Below are 19,549 nucleotides of genomic sequence, written 5' to 3'. Positions count from 1 at the left end.
GGGCGGGCGGGCAGCAGGGAGCCGCTCGGGGTACTGGCTGGCTGTTCTCGACACGCCCGGCGCACACACGCGCTGCGGGCTCTTCCGGTCGAGCGTGTTCGCGGGGCTGATCCGCCGGGCTCACCGGTCCTGGACCGGGCCCTCTCACGGCGCTGGGTTGCTGCCGCGTTCCGCTGAACGATTTCCACGTTCACACGACCGTCGCCGCAGGAGCAAGGAACTTTGGTCCCAAGTGGTTCAAACCACACAAAGCATGAGCAATCCGCTCATCAGGCTTGGAACCGCAGGAATACGCCCACATCGGCTCTGTTGAGCCGCGGGGACCACCCGCCCCCGCGACCCGGGGGCGGCTGCGGGGGCGGGGACGCGGTGAGCCCCGTCACGCCCGGGACGGACGCCTCAGGGTGAGCGGAACCAGGACCGCGAGCAGCAGCAGCGGACCGGCGACGAAGACGCCGCGGGCACCGGCCGGGGCGGCGAGCAGCAGGCCGCCCAGGGCCGAGCCGGCGGCGGAGCCGAGGTTGATCGCGGTGTTCACCCAGGCCCCGCCCTCGGTGCGGGAACCGGCCGGGACCACCTCCTCGACCAGCAGGTACGCGGTGATCAGCACGCAGTCGGTGGCCGCGCCGACCAGCAGGAAGCCGACCGCGGCGCCCGCCGGGGAGAAGCAGAGCGCCGCCAGCACCAGGCCGGCCGCGCCCAGCGCGGTCGACCAGACCAGGCGGTGCCGGGCCGGCCGCCGCCAGGAACGCCGGCCGTAGGCGAGTCCGCCCAGCACCCCGCCGACGGAGACCAGGGCGTCCAGCGCTCCGGCGACTCCTCCGCCCCAGGCCGCGACGGCGGCCAGCGCCGTCAGGGCGCCCGCCGTCCCGACCGAGAACACCGCGAGCAGCACGGACGAGAACGCGGCCGAGCGCAGCGGCACCCGGGACGTGGCGGAGGGCGCGGCGGGGGACGGGCAGCCGCCCTCGGCGCGCGGGACGGGCAGGCCGCGGAAGACGGCGGCCAGGGCGAGGAAGCCGAGCGCGAACCAGGCCGCGCACAGCCCGAGCACGACCGGTGCGGCCAGGACCGTCAGGCTTGCCCCGGCCAACGCCGGGCCGAGCGCGAAGACGGTCGACTCCAGCACCGCGTCCAGGCTGAGCGTCGCCTGGCGCTCCGCGTCGGTGCGGGCGAGCCCGCCGAGACGGACCCGGACCAGGGGCCCGACCGGCGGCGCGAGCAGGCCCGCCACCGGGGCGAGCACGGCGGTGACCGGTCCGGCGCGCAGGCCCGCCAGCAGGGCGAGTGCGCCGAGCAGCCCGGCGAATCCGGCCGCCAGCCAGGGCAGCGCGGCGGGCCGGCGTTCCACCAGCCGGGCGCGGGCGGGCCCCAGCACCGCGCCGACCAGCGAGTACGCGCCGACCGCGAGACCGGCGACGGCGTAGGAACCGCCGGCCGCGCGCAGCGCGAGCAGCAGCGGCAGCAGGTGGAGGCCGTAGGGAAGCCGGGCGAGCGCACCGGCGGCGAACAGACCGCGGGCATGCGGCAGGGCGAGGACGGCGCGCGGCGACACGCCGCCCCGGGCAGGGCGGGACATGGGAACTCTCCAGGAAGAAAGGCGCACGAAGGGACGGAGCGGGGGCGCGACGCGTCAACTGACGCGGCGTCGGCGCTCGGTCTAGTGCGGCCCGGAGAGATGCATGGCAGCAGGCTAACGGATGGTGCATGGTGAAGCCATGCGGTGGTTGGAGGCGCCCGGTGACTGGCTGGGCCGGCTGCTGTTCCAGCGCGCGCTGGCGGGCGTCTACCTGGTCGGCTTCCTGGCCGCCGCGCGGCAGGGACGGGCGCTGCTGGGCACCCGCGGGCTGACGCCGATCCCCCGGTTCCTGGCCCACCGGCGGTTCCGGGAGGCCCCGTCACTGTTCCACTGGCGCTACTCCGACCGCCTCTTCGCCGCCGTCGCGTGGACAGGCTGCGCGCTCGCGGCCGCGCTGGTCTCGGGGGCGGCGGACGCGGTGCCGCTGGGCGCGGCGATGGCGCTGTGGGCGCTGCTCTGGGCGCTGTACCTGTCGATCGTCAACGTCGGGCAGACCTGGTACTCCTTCGGCTGGGAGTCGCTGCTGCTGGAGACCGGCGCGCTGGCGGTGTTCCTGGGCAACGGGCAGGTCGCGCCGCCGGTCACGACGCTGGTACTGATCCGCTGGATCCTGTTCCGGGTCGAGGTCGGCGCGGGACTGATCAAGCTGCGCGGGGACCGCTGCTGGCGCGAGCTGACCTGCCTGTACTACCACCACGAGACCCAGCCGATGCCGGGCCCGCTGAGCTGGTGGTTCCACCGGCTGCCGCGTCCGCTGCACCGGGTCGAGGCCGGGGCCAACCACATGGTCCAGCTGGGCGCGCCCGTCGCGCTGTTCCTGCCGCAGCCGGGGGCGACGGTCGCGGCCGGGCTGATCGTGGTCACCCAGCTGTGGCTGGTCCTGTCCGGCAACTTCGCCTGGCTGAACTGGCTGACCGTCACCCTGGCGCTGAGCGCGGTCAGCAGTGGCACCCGGCACGCCTATCCGGCCACGCCGCTCTGGTTCCAGGCGGCGGCGCTCGCGTACGCGGCGCTGGTGCTGGCGCTCAGCTACCGCCCGGCGCGCAACCTGCTCTCCTCGCGGCAGCTGATGAACGCCTCCTTCGACAGCCTGCACCTGGTCAACACCTACGGCGCGTTCGGCAGCGTGACCCGGCTGCGGCACGAGGTGGAGTTGGAGGGCAGCGCGGACGGGCACACCTGGCTGGCCTACGGCTTCAAGGGCAAGCCGGGCGACCCGCGGCGGCGCCCGCGCCAGTTCGCCCCGTACCACCTGCGGCTGGACTGGCTGATGTGGTTCGCCGCGCTCAACCCCGGTTACGCGCGCGGGTGGTTGACGCCGCTGTTGCGCAAGCTGCTGGCCGGCGACCCGGACACGCTGCGGCTGCTGCGCCGCGACGGCAACCCGTTCCCGGACGCGCCGCCCGCGTTCGTGCGGGCGACGCTGTACCGCTACCGCTTCACCACCCGTGCCGAGCACCGGGCGACGGGGGCGTGGTGGCACCGGGAAGTGGTCGGCGGCTACCACCGCACGCTGTCGCGCTGAGCGTCGCGGGCGGCGCCGCCGCGCTCAGCCGAGCGGCCACTGGATCTCGGTCACCCACTCCTCCTGCGGGCCGCAGGAGTTCAGGTAGAGCTCGCGGCCGAGGCGGTCGGCGGTGTGGCCGGAGGACTCGATCCAGCGGGCCAGGGTCTGCACCGTGCCGAGCACCCGGTCCATCGAGCCGTGGTGGACGATCGTGGCCGCCCGGTCGACGGCCGGGAGCTCCACGACCTCGAGGCCGGGGACCGTGCCGGGCGCGACGGAGACGGAGATCCCGGCGTGGACGACGATCCCCTCACCGAGCGCCCCGTCGCCCTCGGGCTCGTACCAGGCGATGTCGGGTCCGGCCACCGCCACCCCGAGCGTGCCGAGGCGGGCGTGCAGCTCCTGGTAGAGCGGGCCGATGACAGGACCGATGTGGCGCGGGTCGAAGCTCTCGGCCAGGCCGGTGGCGACGGCGACCCGGGCGGCGGGCAGGGACTTGAGAACGACTTCGGCGGCGGGCATGGACCCCTCGCTTTCGATGGTCCGGAGCCTCGTCTCGACCTGGGCCAGGCGCGCCGTCGCGGCGGCGACCGTCTCGGCCAGCTCGGCCCGCCGCAGCCGCAGCATGCCGCGCAGCTCCTCCGGCCCGACCTTCGCGTCCAGGACCTCGCCGACCTGCTGCAGGCTGAAGCCGAGGTCCTTGAGCGCGATGATGCGGTTGAGCCGGGACAACTGGGCGGCCTCGTAGGACCGGTAGCCGGTCCACGGGTCCACGTGGGCGGGGCGCAGCAGGCCGAGCGCGTCGTAGTGCCGCAGCATGCGGACCGACACCTGGCCCAGGCGGGCGAAGTCTCCGATGGTGAACATGACCCCTCCAGTGACGGGTCTCCCACTGTGTCAGGGTCAAGCGGCCGCGGCATCGCCACCAACTGTTAGGACTCTTGACAGTTATATGGTCCAGACCAATCATTGGCAGAGCTCCGACACGACACTGCACCACTCCACCCCACGGGAGTCCTGCATGAGATCAGTCCGTGCCCTGCTCACCGCCGCCCTGCTGGGCGCCGGTCTGGCCGCCGTCGCCGCCCCCACGGCACACGCCGCCAACACCCCCGTGCCCGCGCACGTGTTCTCGCCCTACTTCGAGGCGTACAGCTCCGACGACCCGGCGACGCTCTCGTCCCAGTCCGGCGCGAAGTACCTGAGCATGGCCTTCGTCCAGGCGGCGAGCGCAGGCTCGTGCACCGCGTACTGGAACGGCTCGACCAGCCAGCCGATCGCCTCCTCGACCTTCGGCAGCTCGATCGCCTCGATCCAGGCGGCCGGCGGCGACGTCGTCCCGTCCTTCGGCGGCTACAGCGCCGACCACGGCGGCACCGAGATCGCCGACAGCTGCACGAACGTCAACTCCATCGCCCAGGCCTACGAGAACGTCATCACCACCTACGGCGTCACCCGGATCGACCTGGACACCGAGGACAACTCGCTGACCAACAGCGCCGGCATCGACCGCCGCAACAAGGCGATCGCGCAGGTGGAGTCCTGGGCGGCGAGCAACGGCCGCACCGTCCAGTTCTCCTACACCCTGCCGACCACCACCGGCGGTCTGGCCTCCAGCGGGCTCGCCGTGCTGCAGAACGCGGTGCAGAACAACGCCCGCGTCGACGTGGTCAACATCATGACCTTCGACTACTACGACGGCGCCACCCACGAGATGGGCACCGACGCGGAGAACGCGGCCACCGGCCTGGAGGGCCAACTCGCCCAGCTCTACCCGTCCAAGAGCGCCGCGCAGCTGTGGAACATGGTCGGCGTCACGATGATGCCGGGCATCGACGACTACGGCGCCGCAGAGACCACCACCGTGGCCGACGCGAAGAACGTGGAGAGCTGGGCTGCCGGCAAGGGCCTGGCCGAGCTCTCCTTCTGGGCGCTGGAGCGCGACAACGGCGGCTGCCCCGGCACCGGCGGCTCCGACACCTGCTCCGGCATCAGCCAGAACACCTGGGACTTCAGCCACGCCATGGAGCCGTTCACCAGCGGCGGCGGGCAGACCCAGAACGACTTCTCGCTGAGCGTCAGCCCCTCCTCCGCCTCGGTCGCACCGGGCGCCTCGGCCACGGCCTCGGTCGCCACGGCGGTCACCTCCGGCAGCGCGCAGAGCGTCAGCCTGAGCGCGAGCGGCGCGCCGTCCGGCGTCAGCGTCTCGCTCAGCCCGACCTCGGTCACCGCGGGCGGCTCCAGCACGCTCACCGCGACCGTGGGCTCCTCCGTCGCGGCCGGCAGCTACCCGATCACCGTCACCGGCACCGCCGCCTCCGGCAGCCACAGCGCCACCTACACGCTGACCGTCACCGGCTCCGGCGGCGGAGGCGGGAGCGGCAGCCTCGTCAACGGCGGCTTCGAGAGCGGCAGCCTGAGCCCGTGGACCTGCCAGAGCGGCAGCGCGGTCGTCTCCTCCCCGGTCCACAGCGGCAGCCACGCGCTCGCGGTGGTGCCGAGCTCCTCGACCACGGGCGAGTGCGACCAGGCCGTGACGCTGCAGCCGAACCACAGCTACACGCTCCAGGCCTGGGTCCAGGGCCCGTACGCGTACATCGGCGTGAGCGGCGGCGCGAGCGCCAGCACCTGGTCCTCCGGCAGCGCCTGGAACCAGCTGACGGTCTCGTTCACCACCGGCAGCAGCGGCGCGGTCACCGTGTACGTGCACGGCTGGTACGGGCAGGGGAACGTCTACGCGGACGACTTCAACCTGGCCTGATCCCGCTGCGGGGGTCCTAGTTCAGGACCGGGACGTCGATCCTGACCATCCCCGCGATGCCGAACTGCAGCATCACCGGGACGGTGCCGCCCACCTTCAGGGCGGCACCGTTCGTCAGCACGATCTTCGGGCCGTCGGCGGCGCCGAAGGAGGCGGTCGTGCCGGAGGCGATCAGCACGCCCGCGGTCGACTTCGCGTTGTTCGCGGTGCCGTCCAGGGTGGCCACCTTGCCCTCGACCGCGGCCAGCGCCAGGTGCTCGGTCACCGGGCCGGCGTTGTCGACGCCCATCTGCAGCTGCGCGCCGCCCGTCGTGCCGAGCCGGACCGCCGCCTGGGTGATCCTCAGGTCCACGTTGCGCCCCTGTACCGAGAAGTCGGTGCCCTCCGGGCCGACCGAGGACGAGGACTGCGCCGTACCCGGCAGTTCCCGCTGCACCCCGCCGCTGGAGCAGCCGGACAGCGCGAGCGCGGCGGACAGAGCCAGGACGGGAAGCGCGATCGCGGCGCGGGAACGGTGACGCATAGCAGCATTATCGCCACCGCCCGGCACCCCCTCGCGCCCGGGGTAGGGGCCGGCCGACAGGAGCGGGTCGTACGCGTCCGGACGGGCGACTCGGCGTGGCGTAGACCGGGCGGGCCGGAATGGCGGCGCACAGTGAAGCTGTGAACACGAAGGGCGACCGGGGCGCGAGCATCGGTCCGGCGCCCCCGACCACAGCAAGGAGCAAGCATGCGCATGCCCTCTCGGCTGGCAGCCGCCGGCGTTCTCGCGGCCGGCCTGGTTCTCTCCGCCTGCGGTGTGGCGAGTGCGGACGCCACCGCCAACGGCGTGGCTGAGAACTCGCCCGGATTCCTGTCCGGCAACCTGATCCAGGTGCCGATCGACGCCGACCTGAACGTCTGCGGCAACACGGTCAACGTCGTCGGTCTGGGCAACCCGGCCTTCGGCAACCACTGCGCCAACGGCGAGGAGGTCGGCGAGGGCCACACCGTCGTCTGGCACCACTGGTGGTTCCACCACGACGACGACATGGCGACCGACCAGGACCACGACCAGGACTGCGATTGATACCGACCCACCGCACCGGGGCGACCACACGTCCTGACGCGCCGTCACCCCCCATAATACGCATCGGCCCTGCTCCCGAGCATGGAGCAGGGCCGATCCGTGTGCGGCGGCGGGGCCGCGAGGGGGGCTGCGTCAGCCGATGTTGGCGGCGTGGTTGCCGAAGGCCGGGTTCAGCACACCGATGACGTTCGCGGAGTTGCCGACCACGTTGACCGGGATGTGGATGGGCAGCTGCAGCTCGTTGCCGCTGATCGCGCCCGGGGAGTTCGAGGCGTCGCCGCAGGCGTGGGAGCTGGCGAAGGCGGCACCGGCACCGGCCGCGACGACGGCACCGGCGGCGGCGGAGGCGACCAGGGCGCCCTTCAGAACGTTCGTCATGACTCTCAATTCCTCACACGGATGGACCACGTCACCGTGTCGACGGGCAACGGGACCCGCGGTACCGAAACACCGCAGGCACCACGCCCAACGAGGGCAGTTCCCAGCCGTCACCGGCCATTTTCGACATTCACCCGGACGACGGATCCGGCCGAACACTTCGGCCATTCGGGTGGAGCTGGAGTCCACCCATGTCCTGGTGGCCGAAAGGTCGTTGGAGAGTCCGGATGCAGGCGCCTGACCGCCCATCCCGAGAACTTCGTTCCACGAGAGGGGACACTTCCCATGCTCAACACCAAGCGCGGCCTCATGGTCACCGTCGCTGCGGCCGGCCTGCTGGCCGCCGGTGGTGGCGTCGCGGCCGCCAGCAGCGACGCTCACGGCGTCGCCGCCAACTCCCCGGGCTTCCTGTCCGGCAACCTGATCCAGGTTCCGGTCCACGTCCCGGTCAACGTCTGCGGCAACACGGTCAACGTGATCGCCCTGCTGAACCCGGCGTTCGGCAACCACTGCGAGAACGAGGGCTGACCCTCCGCCCTCGCAGTGTGGGGCCCGGCCGCGAGCAGCGGCCGGGCCCTTCCTCGATCGGCTGTCCGAGTGGTCGTTCGATCGACCTCGTATCCCGGCGGCCCCGCGCTCGTTTCGTCCTGTGTGCCCTCCGTTCCGGACGGGCACGCAGGCAATCACACAAACCTGAAGGATTCTCAGATGAGCAAGGTCCTCAAGGCCGCCGCGCTCGGCGCCGCCGCTGCCGTCCTCTCCCTGACCGGCGCGGGCATCGCCTCCGCCGACGCCACGGCCAACGGCGTCGCCGCCAACTCCCCCGGCTTCCTGTCCGGCAACCTGATCCAGGTCCCGGTCCACATCCCGATCAACCTGTGCGGCAACTCCGTCAACGTCATCGGGCTGCTGAACCCGGCGTTCGGCAACCACTGCGTCAACAAGTAGGACACGTCGGCTCGTCCACAGCCTGGCGTTCCAGCGTTCGAGATTGGAGATCCACCGTGCGCAAGCTCAAGACCGTCGGCACCGTCTCCGTCGCCTCCGTGGGCCTGTTGCTGGGCGCGGCCGGGGCCGCCTCGGCCGACTCCACGGCCGACGGCGTCGCCGCCAACTCCCCCGGCTTCCTGTCGGGCAACCTGCTCCAGGTCCCGGTCCACGTGCCGATCAACCTGTGCGGCAACTCCGTCAACGTGATCGGCGCGCTGAACCCGGCGTTCGGCAACAGCTGCGAGAACGCGCCCTGCTGACGCCCTGCTGACCCTCACCCAGCAAGGCGGGTCCGCCGCGTCCCCCGCACCTCGTCTGTGCGGGGGCCGCGGTGCGCCCACGACCGGATCAGGAGACCCCCATGCAGAAAACCCCCACGAAAGCGGCAGCTGCCCTCGGCACCCTCGTTCTCTCCGTGGCCGGCCTGATGGCCGCCTCCCCCGCCCAGGCGGCCACGACCTCCGCGACGAACAGCGGAGCACAGCCCAAGGCCTCGCTGCAGCCGCTCGCGGTCAGCCCCGCCCTCGCCGGACTGACCGGCGCCGTGCCCGACGTGGTGCGCCCCGCCAAGGACTTCCGCCTCGACCCGCTGGCCAACTCCGCGGCCGACCCGCTCAACAACGGCGTGGCCCTCAAGCCCGACCAGGGCGGGCCGGTCTCGACACAGCCGGTCACCTCCGGGCTGAGCAACGGCGGCGGCCTCGGCAGCCTGCCGCTGGTGGGCGGCGCGGCCGGCCTGCTCCCCGGCTGACGCGCTTCCTGACTGACGTGCTCCCTTAACTGAGCGGCGCGCCGCACAGACGTCCGCCGGTCCTGCCTCGAACTCCTCCTTCGGCAGGACCGGCGGATTCTTGCTGTGCGCGTCCCCGGTGGTGCGCGGACTATCCGCGCGCGGCGTTCAGGGCGCTCTGGGCGCTGGCGACGACGTCCTCGACCGGCTTGGCCAGGTTGCCGTCGGGCGTCCGCTGGTTCAGCGAGAGCTGGCCGCCGGGCGCGCTCTGCAGCTGCGGCGGGGTGATCTCCGGCTGCAGGCGGGTGAGGTCCAGCTGCGGGAACGGGAGATCGCTCGTCGGCGGCTCGTAGGGCAGCGAGCGACCCTGGTAGGTGACCGGGTGGCCGACGCCGAGCGCCGCGCTGACCGCCTTGAGCGGCGCGGCCGGGACGGCCAGGCGGGCACCGCCGTCGTGGACGCTGCCGTCAGCGGAGGGCATGGGGGCGGTCAGCCCCAGCTCCGGCGTCCGGTCGGCGGAGTTGACGGCGGGCAGCAGCGGGTCCGGGATCAGCGACTGCTGGCCCCGGCCCTGCACCGGCGGCTGGAGCGGCATGGCCGGCACGCTGCCGGCGAGACCGCTGTCGGAGTGCTGCCCGGTCACGTGCTGCACCAGCGTGCCGAGCGGGACGGCGAAGGGCACGTCCATCCGGCCGACGCTCTGTTCCAACGCCTCCTGCTGCTGCGGCGAGAGCGGCTCCGCCTGGGCGCTGGTCGCGCTCACCGCGGCCAGGACCGGCGCCGCGCAGGCCGCCAGGGCGGCGGCCGTTCCGCGGAGGGACTTTTTCATCGTGACGCTCCTGAAGCTCTGGACCGAGACATTGGCATGGGTTGAGGGCGATTCAACAGCCTTTGCCGCTCGGAATTTCCGAAGAAACACCCGTATGGCGCAGCGCGAGCTCACATTTCCCTCCAGCGCCCACGGAATTCCTCCTTGTGAGTGAGTTCTCGCTCGGCACGCTGATTACCGGATTCCCTCGTTCGGAGTCGCAACCCCGAGTCCTCTCGGCTCGTTGGTTTGTGTGCCAGCACGACATGTTGATTGGTGTTCAGAAAGGCACTTCAGCGCATGCTCAAGAAGTCTCTGGCCGGTGTCGGCCTCACGGTTGCCGCGATCGCGGGCAGCATCTCTCCTGCCATGGCCGTCGGCGACTCGGACGGGCTCGCCAACTCTCTCCAGGGCGCGGGCGGTACGAACATGACCGGGACTTGGGGTGACGACAGCCCCAACTTCCACTTCCTGGACAACCCGAACATCTGCGTGCCGGAGATCCACAACATCGGCGTCGGCGTGCTCGGCGTGGCCGTTCCGGTCGAGGTGCCGGCCCTGAGCGGCCAGAGCAAGCAGTACTGCTCCGTCGGCGAGACCGTCCAGGGCTCGGGCGACCACGGCATCTCCCACGTGATCGGCTAGCCGAACCCCTCCCCGCGTGGGCCCGTCCGGGCCCACGCCTCCCCCAGCACACAGTCAGTGAAAGGAACTTCTCCCATGTACAAGAAGGCCCTCGGCGCGATGAGCCTGGCCGCGACCGCACTCGCCATGGCGGCTGTCCCCGCCTCGGCCATCAGCGACAGCGACGGCCAGGCGACCGGCATTCAGGGCAACGGCGGCACCAACATGACCGCCACGCACGGCAACGACAGCCCGAACTTCCACACCCTGGACAACCCGAACATCTGCGTGCCCGAGGTTCACAACATCGCGGTCGCGGTCATCGGCGTGGCGGTCCCGGTCGAGGTCCCGGTCCTCAGCCAGCAGCTCAAGCAGTACTGCAACGTCGGCGAGACCACCCAGGGCACCGGCGACGGCGGCGTCTCCCACCTGATCGGCTGAGCCGAGGCAACACCGGCACCACCCTGACCCTCAAAGTTCGACGCGTGAGGCCCCGGGAGTCTTCGACTCCCGGGGCCTCACGTGATTGTCAGTCCTGGCGGAGCCACCCGGCGACCTCGGTGCCCCAGTACGTCAGGATCTGCTCGGCGCCGGCCCGGCGGATCGAGGTGAGGGTCTCCATGATCATGCGGTCCCGGTCGACCCAGCCGTTGGCCGCGGCGGCCTCGACCATCGCGTACTCGCCGGACACCTGGTAGGCGGCGACCGGCACCGGGCTGTGGTCGGCGATCTCGCGCACCACGTCCAGGTAGGCCATGGCGGGCTTGACCATCACCAGGTCGGCGCCCTCGGCGACGTCCAGCTCCAGCTCGCGCAGCGACTCCCGGGCGTTGGCCGGGTCCTGCTGGTAGGCCTTGCGGTCCCCCTTGAGGGAGGAGCCGACGGCCTCACGGAACGGGCCGAAGAACGCCGACGCGTACTTGGCCGTGTAGGCCAGGATCGACACGTCCTGGTGCCCCGCCTCGTCCAGCGCCTGCCGCACGACCGCGACCTGACCGTCCATCATCCCGGACGGCCCGACCATGTGGACGCCCGCGTCCGCCTGCACCCGGGCCATCTCGGCGTAGCGCAGCAGCGTCGCGTCGTTGTCCACGCTGCCGTCCGCGGCGAGGACGCCGCAGTGACCGTGGTCGGTGTACTCGTCCAGGCACAGGTCCGACATGACCACGACCTGGTCCCCGACCTCCGCGACGACGTCGCGGATGGCCTGCTGCAGGATCCCGTCGGGGTTGGTGCCCTCGGAACCGATCGCGTCCTGCACGGCGGGGACACCGAACAGCATGATGCCGCCGACCCCGGCGGCAGCCGCCTCGTTGGCGGCCTTCTTCAGGGTGTCCCGCGTGTGCTGGACCACGCCGGGCATGGACGTGATGGGCTTCGGGGCGTCGATCCCCTCCCGCACGAACATCGGCATGATCAGCTCGGCGGGGTGGAGCCGGGTCTCCGCGACCAGCCGACGCACGGCGGGGGTGGCACGGAGTCGCCGAGGACGGATGTACGGACTCTCGATACCCATGACTACGTGCTCCTTCTGCGATTCCTCGGGTGGCAACACCATCCGCACGCCGGCGGTTCCTCGCGCAGTTCCTCGCGCCCCTGAAGGCTATCGGGCCTTGCGACGTGACCCGGGTCGCCGCTCACTCGGACGGTACACCGGCTCGCCGGCCTCCAGCGCAGCGTCCCTGCGGGCCGCGCCGAACTCGGCGAGGGCCTCGGCGAGGGCGTGGACGGAGGGGGCCGGGGCGAGGACGTCGACGCGGAGGCCGTGCTCCTCGGCCGTCTTGGCCGTCGCCGGACCGATGCAGGCGATGACGGTGACGTTGTGCGGCTTGCCCGCGATGCCCACCAGGTTCCGGACCGTGGACGACGAGGTGAAGATCACCGCGTCGAAGCCGCCGCCCTTGATCGCCTCGCGGGTCTCCGCCGGCGGCGGCGCCGCGCGCACCGTGCGGTACGCGGTGACGTCGTCGACCTCCCAGCCGAGCTCGACCAGACCGGCGACCAGCGTCTCGGTCGCGATGTCGGCGCGCGGCAGCAGCACCCGGTCGATCGGGTCGAAGACCGGGTCGTAAGGCGGCCAGTCCTCCAGCAGTCCGGCGGCGCTCTGCTCGCCGCTCGGGACCAGGTCCGGCTTCACGCCGAAGTCGACCAGGGCCTGGGCCGTGGTCTCGCCCACCGCCGCGACCTTGATGCCCGCGAAGGCACGGGCGTCCAGCCCGTACTCCTCGAACTTCTCGCGCACCGCCTTGACCGCGTTGACCGAGGTGAACGCGATCCACTCGTAACGGCCGGTCACCAGGCCCTTGATCGCGCGTTCCATCTGCTGCGGGGTGCGCGGCGGCTCGACCGCGATCGTCGGGACCTCGCTCGGGACCGCGCCGTAGCCGCGCAGCTGCTCGCTGAGCGCGCCGGCCTGGTCCTTGGTGCGCGGCACCAGGACGTTCCAGCCGAACAGCGGCTTGGTCTCGAACCAGGAGAGCGACGACCGGTGCTCGACCTGCTCGCCGACGACCACTATCACGTTGCTCGCCGGGTTCACCGGCGCCGAGACCGGCGACGGCAGCACCTTGGCCGACTTCAGCTCGGCCGCGATCGTGCCGAGCGTGCCGCACCAGGTGCGTTGCCGCGTCGTCGTGCCCTCGAGGGTGACCGAGACGGGGGTCTCCGGCTTGCGGCCGTGGTTCACCAGCGCGGAGGCCGTCGACGGGACGGAGCCGAGGACGGTGCGGACCACCAGGGTGGACTCGCAGGCGCCGAGGTCGGCCCAGGCCGACTCCGGGAGCAGGCCGTTCGCGTCGACGAAGCGGACGTCCGCGCCCTGCGCGCCCGCGCGCAGCGGGACGCCGGCGTAGGCGGGGACACCGACGGACTGGGCGACGCCGGGCACGACCTGGAAGGGCACGTGCGCCTGGGCGCAGGCCAGCATCTCCTCGGCGGCACGGCCGTCCAGGCCCGGGTCGCCGTCCACGGTGCGCACGACGTGCTTGCCGCCGCGGACCGCGCCGAAGAAGCGGGAGACCGCGGCGCCGCCGTCACCGCCCAGCACGCCGCCCTCGTCGAGAACGAAGGCGTCACCGTCGTCGGCGGCCGGGTGCACCTCGACCTGCGCGGGGCAGTGCGCGCGCACGGCCGCGGCGGTCAGCGGGTCGGACACCAGCACGTCGGCCGAGGCGAGCACCTCCACGGCACGCAGCGTCAGCAGGCCGGGGTCGCCGGGACCGGCGCCGAGGAAGGTGACCTGGCCGACGGGGCGACGCGGGGTGTCGGGACTGGCGGTCGGGCTCACTTGGCTCGCTCCCCCATGAGACCGGCAGCGCCGGCGGCGAGCAGGCGCGCGGCGAGGCCGCGTCCCAGCTCGTCGGGGGCACCGTGGCCGGTGGCGGACATCTGCACGACGGTCTCACCGTCGACGGTGCCGACGACAGCCCGCAGTTCGAGCTCGTCGTCGGCGTTCCCAGGAACGCCGGCGGGGTTGGCCCCGGCCAGCGCGCCGACCGGCGCGGAGCAGCCGGCCTCGAGCGCGGCCAGCAGCGTGCGCTCGGCGGTGACGGCGGCCCGGGTGGCCGCGTCGTCGAGGGCGGCCAGGGCTGCCGCCAGCTCGGGTCGGCCCGCGGCGCACTCGATGGCGAGCGCGCCCTGGCCGGGGGCCGGGAGCATCACCGAGGTGTCGATGACCTCCGTGGCCTCGGCGAGGCGGCCGAGGCGGTTCAGACCGGCGGCGGCGAGGATGACGCCGTCGAGGCGGCCGTCGCGCACGTAACCGATGCGGGTGTCGACGTTGCCGCGGATCGGGACCGTCTCGATCGCCAGGCCCTCGGCGCGGGCCCAGGCGTGGAGCTGGGCCGTGCGGCGCGGAGAGCCGGTGCCTATGCGGGCCGGGTGCAGCGGGTCCGCCTTCTCCAGCAGCTCGGCCAACGTCAGTCCGTCGCGGGCGACGAGCGCGTCGCGCGGGTCCTCGCGCTCCGGGACCGCGGCCAGCACCAGGCCCTCGGGCGCGGCGGTGGGCAGGTCCTTGAGGGAGTGCACGGCGAAGTCGATGGTGCCGGCGAGCAGCGCGTCGCGCAGCGCGGAGACGAAGACCCCGGTGCCGCCGATCTGCGCGAGCGCCTCACGGGAGGTGTCGCCGTAGGTGGTGATCTCGACGAGCTCCACCTGGCGGCCGGTGGCGGCGACGACCGCCTCGGCGACCATGCCGGACTGGGCCATGGCCAACGCGCTGCGCCGGGTGCCCAGTCGAAGTGGTGGTGCTGGTTCTGGGGAGGGGGGCGAAGTCGTGCTCGTCTGACCCGTCATGAGATCATCCTGGTGGTGCTGACGGCCTCAACGGCCATGGGATCGAGGTCGAACAGTTCGCGCAGCGCCTCCGCGTAGGAGGCCCCGCCGGGCTCGCCGGCGAGCTGCTTGACGCGGACGGTCGGCTGGTGGAGCAGCTTGTCCACGACGCGGCGGACGGTCTGCTGGATCTCCGCGCGGGTGCGCGCGTCCAGCTCGGGGAGGCGTCCGTCGAGACGCTCCAGCTCGGCGTTGACCAGCTCGGTGGCCATCGCCCGCAGGGCGACCACGGTGGGCGTGATCGCCGCGGCGCGCTGGGCCGCGCCGAAGGCGTCGACCTCCTCAGCGACGATGCGGCGCACCGCGTCGACGTCGAGGGCGCCGGAGTCGGAGTGCTGGGCGGCGGTGGCGAGGGTCTCCAGGTCGACCAGGTGGACGCCGGGCAGGGTGTGCGCGGCCGGGTCGACGTCGCGGGGCATGGCCAGGTCGAGCACGGAGAGCGGGCCGGCGAAGGCGCTGCGCTTCTCGGCGGCCAGCGCGAGGTCCTCGGCGGTGAGCACGATGCCGGCCGCCCCGGTACAGGAGATGACCACGTCCGCCTCGGCCAGCGCGCCGGCGACCTGGTCGAAGGGGACGGCCCGGCCGCCGAGCTGCTCGGCGAGGCGTTCCGCCTTCTTCTGCGTGCGGTTGGCGATCACCAGTTCGGCGACGCCCTCGCGGGCGAGGGTGGCCGCGGCCAGCGAGCTCATCGAGCCGGCGCCGACGACGAGCGCGCGGCGCTCGGCCACCGGCCCGGCCACGGCGGCGATCTGCTGCAGGCCGAAGGTGACCAGGGTCTGCCCGGCCTTGTCGATCGCGGTCTCGCTGTGGGCGCGCTTGCCGACCCGCAGGGCCTGCTGGAACAGCTCGTTGAGCCCGCGCGCGGCGGTGTGCTGGTCCTGCGCCAGATGCAGCGCGTCGCGCAGCTGGCCGAGGATCTGGCCCTCGCCGACGACCATCGAGTCCAGGCCGCAGGCCACCGAGAAGAGGTGGTGCACGGCGCGGTCCTCGTAGTGCACGTAGAGGTGCGCGGTGAGCTCCTCCATGCTGACGCCGGAGTGCTCGGCGAGCAGCGTGGACAGCTCGGCGACGCCCGCGTGGAACTTGTCCACGTCGGCGTAGAGCTCGATGCGGTTGCAGGTGTTCAGCAGCGCGGCCTCGGCCACCGGCGTCGCCGCGGCGGCGGCGTGCAGCAGCCGCGACGGCTGATGTCCCGTCAGCGCGGCGCGCTCCAGCAGGCCGACCGGCGCGCTGCGGTGGCTCAGTCCCACGACCAGCAGGCTCATCCCGCGGCCTCCTCGTATCCGTGGCCCTGCTCGGGTCCCCGTCCGGAGACTACTGCGGCCGCAGGGGCGGAAGGGACCTCCCCGTCCTCGTCGGCGAGGTCGTCGCCGGCCTTGCGCTGCTCGTGGAAGGCGAGGATCTGCAGCTCGATGGAGAGGTCCACCTTGCGGACGTCTACCCCGTCCGGCACGTTCAGCACGGTCGGCGCGAAGTTGAGGATGCTGGTGACGCCCGCGGCGACCAGCCGGTCGCAGACCTGCTGGGCGGCGCCGGGCGGGGTGGTGATCACGCCGATGGAGACCCGCTCGTCGCGGACGATCTCCTCCATCTCGTCGGTGTGGCGCACCGGGAGGCCGGCGACGACGTTGCCGGTGATGGCCGGGTCGGCGTCGAGCAGGGCGGCGACCCGGAAGCCGCGGGAGGCGAAGCCGCCGTAGTTGGCGAGGGCGTGGCCCAGGTTTCCGATACCGACGATGACCACGGGCCAGTCCTGGGTCAGGCCCAGCTCGCGGGAGATCTGGTAGACGAGGTACTCCACGTCGTAGCCGACGCCGCGGGTCCCGTAGGAGCCGAGGTAGGAGAAGTCCTTGCGCAGCTTGGCGGAGTTGACCCCGGCGGCGGCCGCGAGCTCCTCGGAGGAGACGGTGGGCACCGAGCGCTCGGACAGGGCGGTGAGCGCGCGCAGGTACAGCGGCAGCCGGGCGACCGTCGCATCGGGAATACCCCGGCCCCGGCTGCGGCGGGTGCCGCCGGCGGGGTTGGGGTTGTGCTGAGTGGATCGGCCAGTTGCCACGGTGCTCCTGAGGGTGAAGCTGGGCTGCGAACGCCAGGCTATGTCTTTGTGAACGCGTGCACAAAGATGGTGTCCGTTTTGTCCACCAGGAGTGATGCGCATCACGCCCATTCCCCCCGGGTCGCGGGAACCACCGCTGGAACGACGTACGGTACGGCGCACGGTACGGCGTACGCATCGAAGAGCAGGGCAGTGGAACGATTCTGCGTGCGCAGCACCTCCGCCCGGCGGCGCAGTTTCGGCCAGAGGGCGCGCTGCGCCTGCTCGACCGTGGCGCGCACCGGCTCGACGCCCCCGGCGGGAGTGGCGAGACACCGGCGCAGCAGCCGCGCGGTGGCGCGGGCGTCGCCGAGGGCGGTGTGCGCGGGGAAGTCGGGCAGTCCGAAGGCGGCGGTGCAGGCGCCGAGCGAGCGGCCGGCGAGCCGCCCGCCGAGGACACGCTCGGTGAGCGCCATGGTGCACAGCGTCGGCACATCCGGCACGGCCACCCCGATCCGCGCGAACTCCCGGGCCAGGAAGCCCAGGTCGCAGGCGACGTGGTGGCCGACCAGGACCCGGCCGCGCAGCAGCTCCGCCAGGTGCGGGGCGATCTCACGGAAGACCGGGGCGCCCAGCACGTGATCCTGCGTGATGCGGTGCACCGAGGTCGGCCCGACCGGGCCGCCGGGATCGATCAGGGTGCTGAACTCGCCCTCGACGCGCAGCAGCGGATAGTCGAGCAGCACCACGCCGACCTCGACCATGCGGTGGCGCCAGGGGCTGCGCCCGCTCGCCTCCACGTCCACGACGGCGAACCCGCGAGCGGGTGGCGGCGTGGCGGGGGGCTGCACGGGGGGCTCCTTCTCGATCGTCCCCCCACGGCACAAAACCCCTTGATGGTAAGCGCACTAACAGCGGATGGCTAAGCCATTACAACGGGGTGAATCGGACATATCTTCCCGCAGCCACCCCGTTGGAGGCGTAATCGTTATGCGCGAACCGCTCGTGTTCAGGCGCCCAGCGCCTTGCGCAGCCGCACCGGGTCGACCTTCCAGAAGTCGTGCTGCTTACCGTCGATGAGCGTGACGGGAATCTGCTCCCAGTACTGCCGGAACAGCTCCTTGTCCTCGTTGATGTTCAGCTCCTCGACCGCGAAGCCCAGCTCCTCGGCGAGCTCGGAGACGACCGCGCGAGCGTCGTCGCACAGGTGGCAGTCGGGCTTGCCGATCAGTGTCACCACGTGGTCGGCGGGCTGCTTTGCGCTACGGCGCGGAAGAAGTGGTGCCATGCCGCCATTGTGGACCGGTCGGGCCGCCATGAGTTAACTCCCCCTCCACGCTGCCGATACGAGTTTCCGGTCGGTATCTGGCTATGCTCGCGGCATGGCCAGGCAGCGGAACACCACGCGGCTCGCGGGCGAAGCCTCCGCGGAGGCGGCCGCCACGCAGGACCGACCGACGGAAGACACCTCGGTCGACCCTGCGGCAGGCGCGTTCTTCGACTGCGACAACACGATCATGCAGGGCGCCGCGATCTTCTACCTGGGCCGCGGCCTCTACAAGCGCAAGTTCTTCTCCACCCGCGAGCTGGCCCGCTTCGCCTGGCAGCAGGCCTACTTCCGGCTGCACGGCGCCGAGAACGCCGGGCACATGGCCGACGCCAAGGAGAGCGCCCTCTCCATCGTCCAGGGCCACCGCGCCGCGGACCTGGAGGCGATCTGCGAGGACGTCTTCGACGAGTTCATGGCCGAGAAGATCTGGCCCGGCACCCGCGCGCTGGTGCAGATGCACCTGGAGGCCGGCCAGCGGGTCTGGCTGGTGACGGCCGCCCCGCAGGAGGCGGCCCGGGTCATCGCCGCCCGGCTCGGCATGACCGGCGCGCTCGGCACCGTCGCCGAGACCATCGACGGCGTCTACACCGGCCGTCTGGTCGGCGAGCCGCTGCACGGCCCGGCCAAGGCCGAGGCGGTCAAGGCGCTCGCCGCCCGCGAGGACCTGGACCTGGCCCGCTGCGCGGCCTACAGCGACTCCGCCAACGACATCCCGATGCTCTCGCTGGTCGGCTACCCCTACGTCATCAACCCCGACTCCGAACTGCGCCGCCACGCCCGGCGCAACGGCTGGCGGGTGCGTGACTTCCGCACCGGCCGCAAGGCGGCCAAGGTCGGCATCCCCGCCGCCGCCGGACTGGGCGCCGCCGCGGGCGGCACCGCCGCGGCCGTCGCGATCTACCGCAACCGCCACCGCTGACCCCGCCGCCGACCCCGGCAGCAGCGCTTTTTCCGGGCTGAGCGCCCGGCATGCCAACTGACCGCTTCTGACCGGTCCTTGCTCGCGCGTATGCGCGGGATTCTGCGCGCGCACGCTCGGGAAGCCCCCGGAATCCGGTCAGCCCCGGCCCGACGCGGGTCAACTCCGACCAGACGTCCGCCAACTGATCGGGGGACAGCCGGTCACATTCTGCCACGCAGCGGTAACAGATGTGACTGAAGCGGTGAATTTGGCAACTGGGTGTAGCTGTTGTTGCACGAAGCGTTATCCTCGTGCAGCGGTCCCCACCCTGAACGCCACAGTCCTGCCTCTGGGAGTCCCGTGTACCCACACGTCCGTGACGACGACGGCCTGACCCTGCTGCGCAGCCTGGTGCGTCGGGAGCAGTTGCTCCCGGTGCCCCTCCTCGCCGTCGCGGGCGGGCCAGTCGTCGTCACGGACGTGTGGGTACACGGGACTCCCAGAG

At 72.2% G+C, this 19,549-nt stretch carries 22 protein-coding genes; 10 read left to right on the top strand and 12 right to left on the bottom strand.

All coding sequences use genetic code 11. From position 1 onward, the window contains the following. Positions 1 to 379: 379 nt before the first annotated feature. The gene (locus DN069_RS03055) at positions 380 to 1,579 is read right to left on the bottom strand and encodes an MFS transporter (RefSeq protein WP_133259816.1); all 1,200 of its coding nucleotides are present in this window, start codon (positions 1,577 to 1,579) and stop codon (positions 380 to 382) included. 139 nt (positions 1,580 to 1,718) lie between these two features. Between DN069_RS03055 and DN069_RS03050 the strand changes: the two genes are divergently transcribed. Continuing rightward, complete coding sequence (locus DN069_RS03050) at positions 1,719 to 3,104, top strand: lipase maturation factor family protein (RefSeq protein ID WP_111499224.1); 1,386 nt, start codon at positions 1,719 to 1,721, stop codon at positions 3,102 to 3,104. A 24-nt stretch (positions 3,105 to 3,128) separates the two neighbouring features. Here DN069_RS03050 and DN069_RS03045 read toward each other — a convergent pair whose 3' ends face one another. Beyond that, entirely contained in the window at positions 3,129 to 3,953 is an 825-nt protein-coding gene (locus DN069_RS03045) for a MerR family transcriptional regulator (protein ID WP_111499223.1), read from the bottom strand. Between the two features lie 154 nt (positions 3,954 to 4,107). On the opposite strand from DN069_RS03045, the gene DN069_RS03040 reads away from it, so the two are divergent. Next, positions 4,108 to 5,847 (top strand): carbohydrate binding domain-containing protein, encoded by a 1,740-nt coding sequence (locus DN069_RS03040; protein ID WP_111499222.1) that lies wholly within the window; start codon positions 4,108 to 4,110, stop codon positions 5,845 to 5,847. A 16-nt stretch (positions 5,848 to 5,863) separates the two neighbouring features. On the opposite strand, the gene DN069_RS03035 is transcribed toward DN069_RS03040, so the two are convergent. After that, complete coding sequence (locus tag DN069_RS03035) at positions 5,864 to 6,370, bottom strand: hypothetical protein (RefSeq protein WP_111499221.1); 507 nt, start codon at positions 6,368 to 6,370, stop codon at positions 5,864 to 5,866. 207 nt (positions 6,371 to 6,577) lie between these two features. On the opposite strand from DN069_RS03035, the gene DN069_RS03030 reads away from it, so the two are divergent. After that, positions 6,578 to 6,916: a chaplin gene (locus tag DN069_RS03030; protein ID WP_243638863.1), complete on the top strand. Its 339-nt coding sequence runs from the start codon at positions 6,578 to 6,580 to the stop codon at positions 6,914 to 6,916. Positions 6,917 to 7,048: 132 nt separating this feature from the next. Here the strand turns inward: DN069_RS03030 and DN069_RS03025 are convergent, their stop codons facing one another. Then, on the bottom strand, positions 7,049 to 7,294 hold the full coding sequence (locus tag DN069_RS03025) for a chaplin (protein ID WP_111499220.1): 246 nt from the start codon (positions 7,292 to 7,294) through the stop codon (positions 7,049 to 7,051). A 285-nt stretch (positions 7,295 to 7,579) separates the two neighbouring features. On the opposite strand from DN069_RS03025, the gene DN069_RS03020 reads away from it, so the two are divergent. From DN069_RS03020 to DN069_RS03005, 4 genes are all read left to right on the top strand, one after another. Further along, positions 7,580 to 7,822 (top strand): chaplin, encoded by a 243-nt coding sequence (locus DN069_RS03020; RefSeq protein WP_111499219.1) that lies wholly within the window; start codon positions 7,580 to 7,582, stop codon positions 7,820 to 7,822. 180 nt (positions 7,823 to 8,002) lie between these two features. After that, a complete protein-coding gene (locus DN069_RS03015; RefSeq protein ID WP_111499218.1) occupies positions 8,003 to 8,242 on the top strand; it encodes a chaplin in 240 nt (79 codons plus the stop codon). 56 nt (positions 8,243 to 8,298) lie between these two features. Continuing rightward, positions 8,299 to 8,544, top strand: coding sequence for a chaplin (locus DN069_RS03010; protein WP_111499217.1), 246 nt, complete (start codon positions 8,299 to 8,301; stop codon positions 8,542 to 8,544). 101 nt (positions 8,545 to 8,645) lie between these two features. Then, positions 8,646 to 9,035 (top strand): hypothetical protein, encoded by a 390-nt coding sequence (locus DN069_RS03005; protein ID WP_133259815.1) that lies wholly within the window; start codon positions 8,646 to 8,648, stop codon positions 9,033 to 9,035. A 130-nt stretch (positions 9,036 to 9,165) separates the two neighbouring features. Here DN069_RS03005 and DN069_RS03000 read toward each other — a convergent pair whose 3' ends face one another. Next, positions 9,166 to 9,843, bottom strand: coding sequence for a hypothetical protein (locus tag DN069_RS03000; RefSeq protein WP_111499215.1), 678 nt, complete (start codon positions 9,841 to 9,843; stop codon positions 9,166 to 9,168). Between the two features lie 279 nt (positions 9,844 to 10,122). Here DN069_RS03000 and DN069_RS02995 point away from each other — a divergent pair, with 279 nt between their 5' ends. Continuing rightward, positions 10,123 to 10,467 carry a rodlet layer protein gene (locus DN069_RS02995; protein WP_111499214.1) on the top strand — a complete coding sequence of 115 codons (345 nt, stop codon included), beginning with the start codon at positions 10,123 to 10,125 and terminating at the stop codon, positions 10,465 to 10,467. A 75-nt stretch (positions 10,468 to 10,542) separates the two neighbouring features. Continuing rightward, positions 10,543 to 10,887: a rodlet layer protein gene (locus DN069_RS02990; RefSeq protein WP_111499213.1), complete on the top strand. Its 345-nt coding sequence runs from the start codon at positions 10,543 to 10,545 to the stop codon at positions 10,885 to 10,887. An 88-nt stretch (positions 10,888 to 10,975) separates the two neighbouring features. Here DN069_RS02990 and hemB read toward each other — a convergent pair whose 3' ends face one another. The 7 genes from hemB to DN069_RS02955 form a co-directional block, all read right to left on the bottom strand. Continuing rightward, on the bottom strand, positions 10,976 to 11,962 hold the full coding sequence (gene hemB, locus DN069_RS02985) for a porphobilinogen synthase (RefSeq protein WP_111499212.1): 987 nt from the start codon (positions 11,960 to 11,962) through the stop codon (positions 10,976 to 10,978). An 87-nt stretch (positions 11,963 to 12,049) separates the two neighbouring features. Further along, positions 12,050 to 13,732: a bifunctional uroporphyrinogen-III C-methyltransferase/uroporphyrinogen-III synthase gene (locus tag DN069_RS02980; RefSeq protein ID WP_111499211.1), complete on the bottom strand. Its 1,683-nt coding sequence runs from the start codon at positions 13,730 to 13,732 to the stop codon at positions 12,050 to 12,052. Then, positions 13,729 to 14,739 carry a hydroxymethylbilane synthase gene (gene hemC / locus DN069_RS02975; protein ID WP_111499210.1) on the bottom strand — a complete coding sequence of 337 codons (1,011 nt, stop codon included), beginning with the start codon at positions 14,737 to 14,739 and terminating at the stop codon, positions 13,729 to 13,731. The genes DN069_RS02980 and hemC overlap by 4 nt, the downstream gene beginning before the upstream one ends. Beyond that, positions 14,736 to 16,043, bottom strand: coding sequence for a glutamyl-tRNA reductase (locus DN069_RS02970; RefSeq protein WP_111499209.1), 1,308 nt, complete (start codon positions 16,041 to 16,043; stop codon positions 14,736 to 14,738). The genes hemC and DN069_RS02970 overlap by 4 nt, the downstream gene beginning before the upstream one ends. Then, positions 16,040 to 16,834: a redox-sensing transcriptional repressor Rex gene (locus DN069_RS02965; RefSeq protein ID WP_111499208.1), complete on the bottom strand. Its 795-nt coding sequence runs from the start codon at positions 16,832 to 16,834 to the stop codon at positions 16,040 to 16,042. Before DN069_RS02965 ends, DN069_RS02970 begins: the two co-directional genes overlap by 4 nt. A 101-nt stretch (positions 16,835 to 16,935) precedes the next feature. Continuing rightward, entirely contained in the window at positions 16,936 to 17,664 is a 729-nt protein-coding gene (locus DN069_RS02960) for a 3'-5' exonuclease (RefSeq protein WP_243638862.1), read from the bottom strand. A gap of 158 nt (positions 17,665 to 17,822) precedes the next feature. After that, on the bottom strand, positions 17,823 to 18,101 hold the full coding sequence (locus tag DN069_RS02955) for a glutaredoxin family protein (RefSeq protein WP_111499247.1): 279 nt from the start codon (positions 18,099 to 18,101) through the stop codon (positions 17,823 to 17,825). A 94-nt stretch (positions 18,102 to 18,195) separates the two neighbouring features. Between DN069_RS02955 and DN069_RS02950 the strand changes: the two genes are divergently transcribed. After that, positions 18,196 to 19,062 carry an HAD family hydrolase gene (locus DN069_RS02950; protein WP_111499207.1) on the top strand — a complete coding sequence of 289 codons (867 nt, stop codon included), beginning with the start codon at positions 18,196 to 18,198 and terminating at the stop codon, positions 19,060 to 19,062. The last annotated feature ends 487 nt before the right edge of the window (positions 19,063 to 19,549 follow it).

The organism is Streptacidiphilus pinicola (assembly GCF_003258295.1).
GTDB classification, from domain to species: domain Bacteria; phylum Actinomycetota; class Actinomycetes; order Streptomycetales; family Streptomycetaceae; genus Streptacidiphilus; species Streptacidiphilus pinicola.
Note: the sequence above shows the minus strand (reverse complement) of the source record. Positions and strands in the feature narration are given on the sequence as shown.

What these genes read in the sequence shown, in the direction of transcription:
- DN069_RS03055 (WP_133259816.1), bottom strand. Translation starts at nt 1,579, where the DNA reads ATGTCCCGCCCTGCCCGGGGCGGCGTGTCGCCGCGCGCCGTCCTCGCC.
- DN069_RS03050 (WP_111499224.1), top strand. Translation starts at nt 1,719, where the DNA reads ATGCGGTGGTTGGAGGCGCCCGGTGACTGGCTGGGCCGGCTGCTGTTC.
- DN069_RS03045 (WP_111499223.1), bottom strand. Translation starts at nt 3,953, where the DNA reads ATGTTCACCATCGGAGACTTCGCCCGCCTGGGCCAGGTGTCGGTCCGC.
- DN069_RS03040 (WP_111499222.1), top strand. Translation starts at nt 4,108, where the DNA reads ATGAGATCAGTCCGTGCCCTGCTCACCGCCGCCCTGCTGGGCGCCGGT.
- DN069_RS03035 (WP_111499221.1), bottom strand. Translation starts at nt 6,370, where the DNA reads ATGCGTCACCGTTCCCGCGCCGCGATCGCGCTTCCCGTCCTGGCTCTG.
- DN069_RS03030 (WP_243638863.1), top strand. Translation starts at nt 6,578, where the DNA reads ATGCGCATGCCCTCTCGGCTGGCAGCCGCCGGCGTTCTCGCGGCCGGC.
- DN069_RS03025 (WP_111499220.1), bottom strand. Translation starts at nt 7,294, where the DNA reads ATGACGAACGTTCTGAAGGGCGCCCTGGTCGCCTCCGCCGCCGCCGGT.
- DN069_RS03020 (WP_111499219.1), top strand. Translation starts at nt 7,580, where the DNA reads ATGCTCAACACCAAGCGCGGCCTCATGGTCACCGTCGCTGCGGCCGGC.
- DN069_RS03015 (WP_111499218.1), top strand. Translation starts at nt 8,003, where the DNA reads ATGAGCAAGGTCCTCAAGGCCGCCGCGCTCGGCGCCGCCGCTGCCGTC.
- DN069_RS03005 (WP_133259815.1), top strand. Translation starts at nt 8,646, where the DNA reads ATGCAGAAAACCCCCACGAAAGCGGCAGCTGCCCTCGGCACCCTCGTT.
- DN069_RS03000 (WP_111499215.1), bottom strand. Translation starts at nt 9,843, where the DNA reads ATGAAAAAGTCCCTCCGCGGAACGGCCGCCGCCCTGGCGGCCTGCGCG.
- DN069_RS02995 (WP_111499214.1), top strand. Translation starts at nt 10,123, where the DNA reads ATGCTCAAGAAGTCTCTGGCCGGTGTCGGCCTCACGGTTGCCGCGATC.
- DN069_RS02990 (WP_111499213.1), top strand. Translation starts at nt 10,543, where the DNA reads ATGTACAAGAAGGCCCTCGGCGCGATGAGCCTGGCCGCGACCGCACTC.
- hemB (WP_111499212.1), bottom strand. Translation starts at nt 11,962, where the DNA reads ATGGGTATCGAGAGTCCGTACATCCGTCCTCGGCGACTCCGTGCCACC.
- hemC (WP_111499210.1), bottom strand. Translation starts at nt 14,739, where the DNA reads ATGACGGGTCAGACGAGCACGACTTCGCCCCCCTCCCCAGAACCAGCA.
- DN069_RS02970 (WP_111499209.1), bottom strand. Translation starts at nt 16,043, where the DNA reads ATGAGCCTGCTGGTCGTGGGACTGAGCCACCGCAGCGCGCCGGTCGGC.
- DN069_RS02955 (WP_111499247.1), bottom strand. Translation starts at nt 18,101, where the DNA reads ATGGCACCACTTCTTCCGCGCCGTAGCGCAAAGCAGCCCGCCGACCAC.
- DN069_RS02950 (WP_111499207.1), top strand. Translation starts at nt 18,196, where the DNA reads ATGGCCAGGCAGCGGAACACCACGCGGCTCGCGGGCGAAGCCTCCGCG.